The organism is Nocardia sp. NPDC004168, from assembly GCF_040610355.1.
GTDB classification, from domain to species: domain Bacteria; phylum Actinomycetota; class Actinomycetes; order Mycobacteriales; family Mycobacteriaceae; genus Nocardia; species Nocardia sichangensis.
Genome location: NZ_JBEXME010000006.1, coordinates 271,171 through 285,067, shown reverse-complemented (window position 1 = coordinate 285,067; position 13,897 = coordinate 271,171). Strand labels below are relative to the sequence as shown.

At 72.3% G+C, this 13,897-nt stretch carries 1 protein-coding gene (cut by a window edge); it reads left to right on the top strand.

Features of this window, described 5'->3' with window-relative positions:
* Window positions 1-13,897, top strand: the 3' portion of a protein-coding gene (locus tag ABZW96_RS15055; RefSeq protein WP_355074842.1) for a non-ribosomal peptide synthase/polyketide synthase. It extends 11,603 nt beyond the left edge of the window; 13,897 of the gene's 25,500 nt are visible here — the last part of the coding sequence; its start codon lies beyond the left edge, outside the window; it ends in the stop codon at window positions 13,895-13,897.

Below are 13,897 nucleotides of genomic sequence, written 5' to 3'. Positions count from 1 at the left end.
GCTCGACGACGCGCGGGCACAACTGCCCGCGTACATGGTGCCCGCCCACATCGTCGTGCTCGACCAGATGCCACTGACCACTGTCGGCAAGCTCGATCGGTCGGCGCTGCCCGTTGTCGAGCTCACCGGCGCCACGGAAGACTTCCGCGCACCGCGGGAGGGGACCGAGGCGGTGCTCGCCACCCTGGTCGCCGACCTGACCGGCGCGGAGCGGATCGGCGCGGACGACGACTTCTTCGCCCGCGGCGGCAACTCGCTGCTGGCCATGCGGCTGGTCGCCCGGGTCAACGCGGCCTTCGGGTGCGCGCTGACGGTGCGGGAGGTGTTCGAAGCGCCGACCGTGGCCGGACTCGCGCTGCGAGTGGCGGGATCGGAACGGCCGGACGTCACCCGGCCCGCGCTCGTTCCCCGCGAACGGCCGGAGCGGATCCCGTTGTCCCTGGCACAGACCCGCATGTGGCTGCTGCACCGACTCGATCCGGATTCGGCGGTCTATCACATCCCGATCACCATCCGGCTCACCGGCGCGTTGGACCTCGCGGCATTGCGCGCGGCCGTGCGCGACGTGATCGATCGGCACGAATCGCTGCGCACCGTCTTCCCCGCCGACGCGGACGGCCCCGCCCAAGTCGTCCGCACCGGCGCGGATGTGCCCGAACTGCCACTGCATCCGATCGAGGTGACCGAGCCGAACCTGCGGGACGCGGTGCTCGCGTCGATCGGCGATAGCTTCGACCTGCGCAGTCGTATCCCGGTGCGGGCGAGCCTGTTCCGCGTCGCACCCGAAGAACATGTGCTGGCCGTGGTGGTCCATCACATCGCCGCCGACGGCGTCTCCACCGCGCCGCTGGCCCGCGACCTCATGACGGCCTATACCGCGCGCGTCGCGGGGGAGCGGCCGTCGTGGCCGCCGCTGCCCGTGCAGTACGCGGACTTCACCCTCTGGCAGCGCGAGGCCCTCGGCTCCGCGGATGATCCGGACTCGCCGCTGTCGAACCAGATCGCCTACTGGCGCTCGGAACTCGACGGACTCGCCCCGGTGCTGGAACTGCCCGCCGACCGTCCTCGCCCGGCGGTGGCCTCGGGGCGCGGCGCCACCGTCGAGTTCGCGATTCCCGCCGACCTCACCGGCTCGATCGCGGAACTCGCCCGGCGGCACGGCGTCTCGATGTTCATGGTGTTGCACGCCGCCTACGCCGCGCTGCTCGCCCGGCTGGCCGGAGTCGGCGACGTCGCCATCGGCACCCCCGTCGCGGGACGGGGCGAACAAGCGCTGGACGACTTGGTCGGCATGTTCGTCAACACCCTCGTACTGCGCACGCCGATCACGCCGGACGCGTCGTTCGCCGCCTTTCTCGGCGGCGTCCGGGAGATCGACGTGCGGGCCTTCGCCCACGCCGACCTGCCGTTCGAGCGCTTGGTCGAGGAGCTGAACCCGATTCGCTCGCAGTCTCATTCGCCGCTGGTGCAGACACTGCTCACCTTCGAACAGCACGACGACACCGTGCTGCGCCTGCCCGGCCTGACGGTGACGGCCTATCCGCTGGACAACCGCGTCGCGCAGTTCGACCTGGCGGTGGAACTGACCGAACACCGCGCCGCGACCGGTTACGCGCTGCGCGGCGTGCTGCGGTATGCCACCGACCTGTTCGACCAAGCCACCGTCGAGACGTTCGGGGCGCGCTTCACGCGCGTGCTGCGGGCCGCGGTGGCCGACTCCTCGGTGCGGGTCGGCGACCTCGAAATCCTGGACGACGCGGAACGGGCACTGGTGCTCGACCGCTGGAACGACACCGCCGTCCCCGTCGACCCGGCCGCCACGCTGATCTCGTTGTTCGAGACGCAGGTCGCGAGGACCCCGGACGCGCCTGCGGTCACGGTCGATGGGCGCACCCTGTCCTACGCCGAGTTCGCCGCGCGGGCGCGGCGGCTGGCGCGCTGGCTGGTCGGTCAGGGCGTCGGCCCGGACGCGCCGGTCGCGCTCGGCATGCGACGGTCGCTGGATCTGGTGGTCGGCATCTACGCGGTCACCCTCGCGGGCGGCGCGTACGTCCCCCTCGACCCCGACCATCCGGCCGAGCGGCTGGAGTACGTGCTGTCGACCGCCCGGCCGGTGTGCGTGCTCACCTCGGGCCTCGACCTGGACGCGGGCGCGGCGCGGCAGGTCCGCGTCGACCGGCTCGACCTGACGCGATACTCCGCCGATCCGCTCACCGCCGGAGACCGGCTCGGTGCGCCCGCCCCTGGCCACACCGCGTATGTGATCTTCACCTCAGGATCGACCGGTCGCCCGAAGGGCGTGGCCGTCACCCACGCGGCGATCGTGAATCGCCTCACCTGGATGCAGTCGGCCTATCCGCTGGTCGCGGACGATGTGGTGCTGCAGAAGACCCCCGCCACCTTCGACGTCTCGGTCTGGGAATTTTTCTGGCCCTTGGCTTTCGGCGCTCGCTTGGTGGTCGCACGTCCAGATGGGCATCGCGACCCCGGCTATCTGGCCCGCCTGATCGTCGAGCAACGCGTCACGACGGTGCACTTCGTACCCGCCATGCTGGCGGTTTTCCTGGCGGATCCGCGCACAGAAAAGTGCATTACGCTGCGCAACGTCTTCGCATCGGGCGAGGCATTGCCCGCGGTTGCCGCGCAGCGGGCGCGAGAGGTGATCGGAGCGCGGGTGCACAACCTGTACGGCCCTACCGAGGCCGCCGTCGACGTCACCCATCACGAGGTGACCGATCAGGACCTGGTGTCCGTGCCGATCGGCAGACCGGTGGCCAACACCCGCCTGCTGGTGCTGGACGCCCGGATGCGGCCGGTCCCGGTCGGCGTTCCGGGGGAGCTGTACCTCGCCGGTGCACAGCTGGCCCAGGGTTACGTGGCGCGCCCGGAGTTGACCGCCGACCGGTTCGTGGCCAACCCGTACGGACCCGCCGGGGCGCGGATGTACCGCACCGGCGACCTCGTCTCCTGGACCGGCAAGGGTGAGCTGGAGTATCTCGGTCGCACGGACTTCCAGGTGAAGCTGCGCGGTCTGCGCATCGAGCCGGGCGAGATCGAGTCGGCGCTGTCGGCGCTGGACGCGGTCGCCCAAGCCGTGGTGCTGGTCCGTTCGGACGAGCGGTTGGGCGATCAGCTGGTCGCCTACCTGGTTGCCTCGGGCCGCCACCCGATCGATATCGAGGACGTGCGGGCCGCACTGAGCGCCGAACTGCCCGCGTATATGGTGCCCACCTCGTTCGTCCTGCTCGAGCGGTTCCCGGTCAACGCCTCCGGCAAGCTGGACCGCGCCGCGCTGCCCGCGCCGCAGTTCGCGACCGTGGGGTACCGGGCTCCGGCCACTCGGACCGAGGCGACCGTCGCGGGTATCGTCGCGGCTCTGCTCGGCGTCGAGCGCGTGGGGGCGGACGACGATTTCTTCGCCCTCGGCGGAAACTCGCTGCTCGCGACCCAGGTCGCCGCCCGGCTGGGCGCCGAACTGGACGCCGAGATCCCGGTGCGCCTGCTGTTCGAGGCGCCGACCGTGACCGCGCTGGCCGCGCGGGCCGAACGGCTCGCGGGGACGGGCGCCAAACCGGCGCTCGCGCCCCGGCCGCGCCCGGAGCGCATCCCGCTCTCGCCCGCGCAGCAGCGGATGTGGTTCCTCAACCGCTTCGATCCCGCCGAAACCGTGCACAACATCGCGGTGGTGGTCCGCCTCACCGGCTACCTGGACCCGGACACCCTCGCCGCCGCCGTCGGTGACGTGGTCGGCAGGCACGAAACGCTGCGCACCGTGTACCCCGACCACGAGGGCGTCGGGTACCAGCGCATCCTCGACGCCGATCAGGTACCCGTCATCCGAATGCTGGAAGCGACGGGCGCGCTGCGGGAGTTCGTCGCCGCCCCGTTCGACCTGACCGCCGAAGTGCCGCTGCGCGTCGGCCTGGTGACCCGGTCCGATCGCGACCACCTGCTGGCGCTGGTGGTGCACCACATCGCGGCCGACGGCTTCTCGATGGGCCCGCTGGCCCGCGATCTCGCCGCCGCCTACGCGGCTCGCGCGACGCGAACCGCCCCGGTCTGGACCGAACTCGATTTGCAATACGCCGACTACGCGCTTTGGCAGCGCGAGGTGCTCGGCGCCGAGGACGACCCGGACTCGGTGGCCGCACGCCAGCTCGCGTACTGGCGCGAGACGCTGCGGGCTCTGCCCGCCCAGCTCGACCTGCCCGCCGACCGGCCGCGCCCCGCCGTCGCCTCGCACATGGCGGCGAGCACGACCGTCGCTCTCCCGCAGGAGCTCGGCGCGGGCATCGCCGAGGTGGCCGCGCGCTACGAGGCCACACCGTTCATGGTCGTGCACGCCGCGCTGGCCACCCTGCTGGCCAGGCTGTCCGGCACGGAGGACATCGCGATCGGCGCGCCCGTCGCGGGCCGCGGTGACGCGGCGCTGGACGAGCTGGTCGGCATGTTCGTCAATACCCTGGTGCTGCGCGCGCAGGTCCCCGGCTCGGACACCTTCGCCGCCGTGCTGCGTCGGGTGCGCGAGCGCGACCTGGACGCCTTCGCCCATGCCGACGTACCGTTCGAGCGCCTGGTCGAGCTGCTCGACCCGCCGCGTTCGCAGGCCAGGCACCCGCTGTTCCAGATCGCGCTGTTCTTCCAGAACCTCGGGCCGGTCACCCTGGACATGGCAGGCGTCGCCGTGGCGGAGCACGACTTCGATTACGAGACAACGCCGTTCGACCTCCAGCTCACCGTCACGGGTGACGCGCTGCGCTTCACCTACGCCACCGACCTGTTCGACGCCGACACCGTGGCGACGTTCGGCTTGCGCTTCACCCGTCTGCTCGCCGCGGTGACCGCCGACCCGGAACAGGTGGTCGGCGACATCGATCTGTTCGGCGCGGGCGAACTGCGCCGCGTGGTCACCGAGTGGAACGACTCCACGCACACCGCCCTGGCCGACGAACTGCTGCTCGACGAATTCGAGGCGCAGGCCGCCGCGACGCCCGACGACCCCGCGCTGGTGTTCGTGCCCGACAGCGCGATGCCTCCCGTCACCGTGACCTACGGCGAGCTGGACCGGCGCGCCAACCGGCTGGCCCGCCACCTGATCGCGGCGGGCGTCGGCCCGGAAGCGCTGGTGGCGCTGGCGATCCGGCGCTCACCGGAGCTGGTGGTCGCGATGTACGCGGTGCTCAAGGCGGGCGGGGCGTATGTGCCGATCGACCCGGACCACCCCGCGCGGCGCATCGCCCACATCCTCGACACCGCCGCGCCCGTGGCCGTGCTCACCACGGCGGCCGACCGGATCGACCTCGGCGATTCCGTCGCCACCGTCCTGGTCGACGCCGTCGCGCTGGACGGTTACGCCGACGACCCGATCGCGGCCGACGAACGTCGCGCGCCGATCCACCCGGGCAGCCCGGCGTACGTGATCTTCACCAGCGGCTCCACCGGGAAACCCAAGGGCGTCAGCGTGTCGCACGCCGCGATCGTCAACCAGATGACTTGGATGCAGTCGCGGTACGGTCTCACCGCCGAGGACGTCTACCTGCAGAAGACGGCGACCACGTTCGACGTGTCGCTGTGGGGCTACTTCCTGCCGCTGCGGGTCGGCGCCACCCTCGTGCTGGCGGCTGCGGACGGCCATCGCGACCCGGCCTATCTCACCGGCGTGATCGCCGAAAGGCAAGTCACCGTCACCGATTTCGTGCCGTCGATGCTGACCGTCTTCGCCGGGCACGTCGCCGCCGCTGGGCGCGGCGCCGCACTCGCGTCGCTGCACACGGTGTTCGTGATCGGCGAGGCGCTGCCCGCCGAGACCGTGCGGGCATTCGGCGCGGTGAGCGCCGCACGGGTGCACAACCTGTACGGCCCCACCGAAGCGGCGGTGAGCATCACCCACCGCGACGTGACGGGCGAGAGCGACCGCACCGCGCTGCCGATCGGCAATCCGGAATGGAACAGCCGCGTCTACGTGCTGGATTCGCGGCTGCGCCCGACGCTGCCCGGCGTCGCGGGCGAACTGTATCTCGCGGGCGTCCAGCTCGCGCGCGGCTATCACGGCAGGCCGGATCTCACCGCGGACCGGTTCGTGGCCGATCCGTTCGGCGCGCCGGGGCTGCGGATGTACCGCACCGGCGACCTGGTGCGCTGGGAGACCCGAGGGAACACCGCCGAATTGGTGTACCTGGGCCGCACCGACTTCCAGGTGAAGTTCCGCGGCCAGCGCGTCGAGCTCGGCGAGATCGAGGCCGCGCTCGCGGCCGCCCCCGGGGTGGCGCAGGCGGCGGCCCGGGTGGTCACCACCGTCACCGGCGACGATCACCTGGTCGGTTACGTCACCACCGAGCCGGGCACGGTGCCTGCGGATGCCGAGGTGCTGCGCGCCGCCGCGCGCACGCTGCCGTCGTACATGCTCCCCTCGGCTCTGGTCACGCTCGACGCCTTCCCGCTCAACGCCTCCGGCAAACTGGACCGGAAAGCGTTGCCGGATCCGGTTTTCGACCGCGCCGCCTATCTCGCCCCCGTCACCCTGGCCGAGCGCGTAGTGGTCGAGGCCTTCGAAACGGTGCTGGGCGATGGGCCGATCGGCGTCGACGACCACTTCTTCGCCCTCGGCGGCAACTCGCTCAGCGCCACGCGGGTCGCGGCCCGGCTGGCCGACCGGCTCGGTCGCCGCGTCCCGGTGCGGCTGCTGTTCGAAGCGCCGACGGTAGGCGCGCTGGCCGCGCTGCTCACCGCGGAGGCCGCCGCGACCGAACAGGTGGTGCCCTTGGTCGCCGGACCGCGACCGGAACGGATTCCGCTCGCGCCGGTCCAGCGTGGCATGTGGTTCCTCAGCCGGCTCGATCCGGCGTCCGCCGCGCACAACATCCCGGTCGCGCTGCGCATAGAGGGAGAGCTGAACACCGACGCCATGATCGCCGCGTTCGCCGACGTCGTGGCCAGGCACGAGACCTTGCGCACGGTGTATCCGGCCGACGCGACCGGCGCGGGTCATCAGGTGATCCTGCCCGCGGACGGCGCTTCGGTGCGCTTGACGGTCGAAGCGCTGGACGGTCGCGCCGCCGACGACCGGATCGCCGAGTTCCTCGACGCCGGTTTCGACGTCACCGCCGCCGTTCCGGTGCGCGCGGCGCTGCTGCGGGAGCACGCCACCAGCCACGTGCTGGTCGCGGTGGTGCACCACATCGCGGCCGACGGTTATTCGATGGGCCCGTTGCTGCGCGATCTGCTGACGGCCTATCTCTCCCGCGTCCTCGGCGCCGAACCGGTCTGGCCCGCGCTCGCCGCCCAGTACGCCGACTATGCCCTGTGGCAGGACGCCCAGCTGGAAAACACTGCCGCGCAACAGCTCTCATATTGGGCCGAGACGCTGCGCGATCTGCCGGGCGAGCTGGAGCTGCCCGCCGACCGTTCGCGTCTCGCCGTCGCGAGCAAGCGCGGCGCCAGCGTGCGGGCCAGGATCGGCGACGGGATCGCGGCGCGGGTCCGCGAACTGGCGCTGCGCCACGACGCGACGCCGTTCATGGTGGTGCACGCTGCTCTCGCCGTCCTGCTGTCCCGGTTGTCGGGCTCCGGCGACGTCCCGATCGGCACCCCGGTGGCCGGACGCGGCGCGGCGGCCCTGGACGACCTGGTCGGCATGTTCGTCAACACCGTGGTGCTGCGCGCCGAAGTGCACGCCGACGAGTCCTTCACCGACCTGCTCGCCCGGATCAGGGCCGTCGATCTCACGGCGTTCGAGCACGCGAGCGTGCCGTTCGATCGGGTGGTCGACGAACTCGGCGTCGAGCGTTCCCAGGATCGGCATCCGCTGTTCACCGTGGCGCTGAGCTACCCGAACACCGCCGCCGACGCCTTCACCGTGCCCGGTCTCGAACTCACCGCCGTCGCATTCGACGAACAGGTGGCGCGTTTCGACCTGCAATTCACCGTCGCCGCCGAGCCCGACGCCGACGGCCACCTCGCGGTCGAACTGGACTACGCCACAGACCTCTTCGACGCCGCCACCGCGCGCGCTCTGCTGCGCCGCTTCGGCAGGCTGCTCGGCACGCTCATCTCGCGACCGGACGCGCCGATCGCCGCCGCCGATCTACTCGCCCCCGCCGAACGCGCCGACCTGCTCGGCCGCCGGGGCGACGCGCCGGTGCCGCCGCGCACGCTGGCCGAACTGATGGCCGCCGCCGTCGCGTTCGACCCCGGCGCGGTCGCCCTGGTCGGCGGCGAACGGCAGCTGACCTACCGGATGCTGGACGAGCAGTCGTCGCGGCTGGCGCGCATGCTCATCGGCCACGGTCTCGGCGCGGAGGACGTGGTGGCCGTCGCGGCGCCGCGCTCGATCACCTCCGTGCTCGCGGTGTGGGCGGTGGCCAAGACCGGCGCCGCGTTCGTTCCGGTCGACCCGACCTATCCGGCCGAGCGGATCGCGCACATGCTGACCGATTCCGGTGCGGCGCTGGGCCTGACGATCGCCACCTGCCGCGCGGCGCTGCCCGGTGCCGTCGACTGGCTGGTGCTGGACGCCCCGTCCACGGCCGCGCGGACGCGCCGCAACAGCACGGCGCCGATCGACCCCGCCGAACTCGTCCGTCCCGTGCGGTGCGCGAACCCGGCCTGGATGATCTACACCTCCGGCTCGACCGGGACGCCCAAGGGCGTGGTCGCCACGCACGGTGGCCTCGCCGGAGTGGCCCTCGCCCAGCGGGACCGGTACCTGGTCACCGCGGACGCGCGCGTGCTGCACGTGGCCTCGCCCAGCTTCGACGCGTCCATGCTGGAACTGCTGCTGGCTCTGTCCGCGGGCGCGGCGTTGGTGATCGCGCCCCCTGGCGTCTACGGCGGCGCGGAACTCACCGCGCTCATCCGTGACCGGCGGGTGACGCACGCGTTCCTCACCCCGGCCGTCCTGCCCACGCTCGACCCGGCCGAGCTGGACTGCTTACGGCAACTCACCGTCGGCGGCGAGTCCTACGGCCCGGACACGGTGCGCCGCTGGGCCCCCGGCCGGTCGTTCCACAACACCTACGGCCCGACCGAGACCACCGTCATCGCGACGATCAGCGCCGCGCTGCGGCCCGGCGACCCGCTCGACCTGGGCACGCCGATCCACGGCATGTCAGCGGTGGTGCTGGACGGCAGGCTGCGGCCCGTGCCGGTCGGCGTCACCGGCGAGCTGTACCTGCGCGGTCCAGGCCTGGCCCGGGGATACCATGCGCGACCAGGGCTTTCGGCCGCACGGTTCGTCGCCGACCCTTACGGTCCCGCGGGCGGACGGCTGTACCGGACCGGTGATCTGGTGCGCTGGACCGGATCCGGCGCACTGCGCTATGTCGGGCGTTCCGACCACCAGGTGAAGGTGCGCGGCCTGCGCATCGAACTCGGTGAGATCGACGCCGTGCTCGCGGCGCACGAGACGGTGCGCACGGCCGTCACCGTCGGCCACACCGATGCCTCGGGTGCGGTATCGCTGGTCGCCTACGTGGTCGCGGCCGCGGGTCACACGATCGACGCCGCCGACCTGCTGGCTCATGCCGCGCGCTCGCTCGCCGCGTACATGGTGCCGAGCCGCGTGCTGTCGCTCGACGAGCTGCCCCTGACCCCGGTCGGCAAGCTGGACCGTAGAGCATTGCCGCAGCCCGAGTTTCGCGCTGCTCCGTTCCGTGCGCCGCGTACCGAGACCGAGCGTGCGGTGGCGCACACGGTCGCGGAGGTGCTCGGACTCGACGGCGGCGTGGGCCTGGACGACGATTTCTTCGCCCGAGGCGGCAATTCGCTGACCGCGACCCAGCTGGCCGCGCGGCTCGGTGACCGGCTCTCCGTCGGCGTCGGCGTCCGCGCGGTGTTCGAGCACTCGACCGTCGCCGCGCTGGCCCGCGCGCTGGACGACGCCTCAGGTGGGTCCGCGCGTCCCGCGCTCACCCGGCGCGCGGTGACCGGTCCCGTGCCGCTCTCGCTCGCGCAGCAGCGCATGTGGTTCCTCAACCGCCTCGATCGGCAGTCCACCGCCTACAACATCCCGCTGGCGGTGCGCCTGACCGGCGAGCTGGACGTGGCGGCGTTGAACGCCGCGATCGGGGACGTGGTGGCTCGCCACGACGTGCTGCGCACCGTCTACCCGCTGCACGCGTCCGGACCGGTGCAGGTCGTATTGCCCGTCGCGGACACCACCCCGGTGCTCGCGCCCATCGCCGTCCCGGCCGACGACCTGGCCGCGGCGGTGGCCGATTTCGTCGGCGGCGGCTTCGACGTCGCCGAGACCGTCCCGGTCCGCGCCCGGTTGTTCGCGCCGGTCGACGGCGACGCGGCGGGGACCGAACACGTGCTCGTGGTGGTGGTGCACCACATCGCCGCGGACGGCTCGTCGCTGGCGCCGCTGGCGCGCGACGTCATGTCCGCCTACGCGGCACGCAAAGGCGGCGTCGCACCGGACCGGCCGCCGCTTCCCGTGCAGTACACCGATTTCAGCGTGTGGCAGCGTGAACTGCTCGGCGCGGAGGACGATCCCGCCTCGCTGCTGGCGCGGCAGATCCGATTCTGGACCGAGACGCTGGCCGAGCTGCCCGCGCAGCTGAGCCTGCCCACCGATCGCCCGCGTCCCGCGGTCGTCTCCACGCGCGGCAGGCACGTCGATTTCGCGATCACCCCGGATGTGCACACGCGGCTGGCCGATCTCGGCCGGTCCTGCGGCGCCACGCTGTTCATGGTGTTGCACACGGCGTTCACGGTGCTGCTCGCCCGCCTGTCGGGCACCTCGGACATCGCGGTCGGCACCCCGGTGGCCGGGCGCGGCGCCGCCGAACTCGACGACGTCGTCGGCATGTTCGTCAACACGCTGGTGCTGCGCGCCAGGGTGGACGCGGGCGAGGGCTTCACCGACCTGCTCGCGCGCGTGCGCGCCGCCGACGTCGCGGCCTTCGCGCACGCCGACGTGCCGTTCGAGCGTCTGGTCGAGGTGCTCAACCCGGAGCGCTCCACCGCTCGTCACCCGCTGTTCCAGGTCGGCTTCTCCTTCCACAACCAGGCGGAGGCCGATTTCTCGCTGGACGGATTGACCGTCACCGCCGCCGATTTCGAATCCGAAGTCGCCCAGTTCGACCTGCATTTGATCGTCACCGATCGCTACGGCTCCGACGGAACCCCGGCTGGCATGGCGGCTTCGATCACCTACGCCACCGCCCTGTTCGACGAGTCGACGGTGGCCGGTTTCGCCACTCGCCTGCAACGGCTGCTGGGCGCGGTGTGCGCGGACCCGCGACTGCCGGTCGGGGATCTCGCGCTGCTGGACCCGGCGGAGACCGAGCGCGTGCTGGTCACCTGGAACCAGTCCGGGCGCGCCCGCACGCCTGCCACGCTGGCCGCCGCGTTCGAGGCGAGGGTGGCCAGGACGCCGCAGGCCATCGCGATCGTCGACGACGCCACGACGGTCACGTACCAGGAGTTCGGCGCGCGGGTCAATCGCCTGGCCCGGGTGCTCATCGCGCGCGGCATCGGCCCGGAAAAGCTGGTGGCGCTGGCTATTCCGCGCAGCGTCGACCTGCTCGTCGCGATGTACGCGGTGGTGACGGCCGGTGGCGCCTACGTGCCGCTCGACCCGGCGCATCCGCTGGAACGCACCGCGAGCGTATTGGCCGCCGCAGCGCCGCGGCTGGTGCTCACTTCGGCGCGGGAGCCGATGCTGCCCGCGACGGCGTCGGAACACAGTGTGGTGCTGGATATCTCGACCGTCGCCGACACGGTGGCCGACGGTCCGGTGCGCGACGACGAACGGATCGCCGCGCTGTCGCCAACGAACACCGCGTATGTCATCTTCACCTCCGGTTCCACCGGCGCGCCGAAGGGCGTGGCGATGCCGCACGCCGCCGTCGCGCACCAGCTGGATTGGATGCAGTCGGAATACGCGCTCGGCCAAGACGACGCGGCGCTGGTGCTGACCTCGGCCGCGTTCGACCTGTCGGTGTGGGAGTACTGGTGGGCGCCGCGGGCCGGGGCGCGGCTCGTGCTCGCACCTCGGGGCGCGCAGCGCGATCCGTCGGGGCTGCTCGACCTGGTGCGCCGTGCCTCGGTGACGACGCTGACGCTGGTGCCGTCGCTGCTGGCGATGCTGGCCGAAGCGTCCGGCGAGCGCCGCCTGCCGCGTTCGCTGCGCCGACTGCTGGTCATCGGCGAGGCGTTGCCCGCCGCGACGGTGCGGCGGGTCCAGGCGCTCACCGCGGCCAGGATCGACAACCTTTACGGACCCACCGAAGCCGCGGTGTCGGTGACCCGCTTCCGCACCGCCGCGGGCGACCGGCAAGCGCTGGTGCCCATCGGCACACCCGAATCCGGCAACCGGGTCTACGTGCTCGACGACCGTCTGCACCCGGTGCCCGCCGGGGTGACCGGCGAGCTGTATCTCGGTGGCGCGCAATTGGCCCGCGGCTATCACGGCAGCGCCGAGCTCACCGCGGAGCGGTTCGTGGCCGACCCGTTCGGACCCGCGGGCACTCGCCTGTACCGCACCGGCGACATGGTGCGCTGGTCCGCGGGGGGCCACCTCGAGTACGTCGAGCGGCGCGACTTCCAGGTGAAGATCCGCGGCTACCGCATCGAACTCGCCGAGATCGAGCATGCCCTGCGCTCGCGGCCCGAGATCGGCGAGGCGATCGTCGTCGCCTACGACACCGACGGCGCGAACGCCGTGCTGGCGGGCTATTTCACCGCCGCAGAGCGGCTCGACCCGGCCGCGTTGCGCGCCGCGCTGGCCGAGATCCTGCCGAGCTACATGGTGCCCGCCGTGCTGCGGCAGTTGGCGACGTTGCCGCTCACCGCGAACGGCAAGGTCGACCGCTCCGCCTTGCCCCGACCCGAGACACAGGCCCGGGAATTCCGCGCCCCCGGCACGGACTTGGAGCATGCCGTGTGCGCGGATTTCGCCGAGATACTCGCCGTCGAGCGGGTCGGCCTGGACGACAATTTCTTCGAGCGCGGCGGCAGCTCGCTGCTGGCCACCCGCCTGGCCGTCCGGCTGAGTGCCGCGCTCGGCGAACAGATTCCCGTGTTGTGGCTGTTCGCCGCGCCGACACCGGCCCGCCTGATCGCCCAGCTGGAGCAGCACCGGTCCGGTCGCGGCCGGGTGGACGCGACCGCCGCGTTCGACGTCGTGCTTCCGCTGCGCACCGGCGGCGCGCGGGAGCCGCTGTTCTGCCTCCACCCGGCCGGCGGCGTCGCGTGGTCGTTCGCGGGCCTCGCGGCGCACTTGGACCCGGAGCGCGACGTGTACGGCATCCAGTCGCCGGTGCTCAACTCGGAGGCCATGCCGGAGTCCATCGACGACTGGGCGAGCCGCTACGTGCGCGAGATCCGCGCCGTGCAGCCCGAGGGCCCGTATCACCTGCTCGGCTGGTCGCTCGGCGGCGTACTCGCGCACGCGGTCGCGGTGCGGCTCCAGGAGCAGGGCCAGCGGGTCGCGGTACTGGCCATGATGGACAGCTCGCTGCGGGTCGCCGCGCACGCGGCCATCGCGCTGCCGGTCGCCGATCTGCTCGGCGGGTTGCTCGGCGAAGCGGCCGACGACGAGGACGCCGAACTCGACCCGCCTCGGCTCGCGCGCCTGCTCGCGGACCTGCCCGAGCCGTTCGCCTCGTTCGGCGCCGACCGCCTCGACCGTGTGCTCGGCGCGGGCGCCGGGTCACTGGAGTTGATCCGGCGCTACCGCCCCCGCCCCTACAAGGGCAACCTCGTGTACTTCACCGCCGCGCTGGACGATCCGACCGGTGCCGCGGGCGCCGCGAGCTGGGCGGACGCCGTGGACGGCACCGTGCACAACCACGCGGTGCACGCCTCGCACTGGCGGATGACCTCCGAATCCGCGCTGGCACGGATCGGCCACGTCCTCACCGCGGCGCTGGCCGACACCGACCGCCCTTAG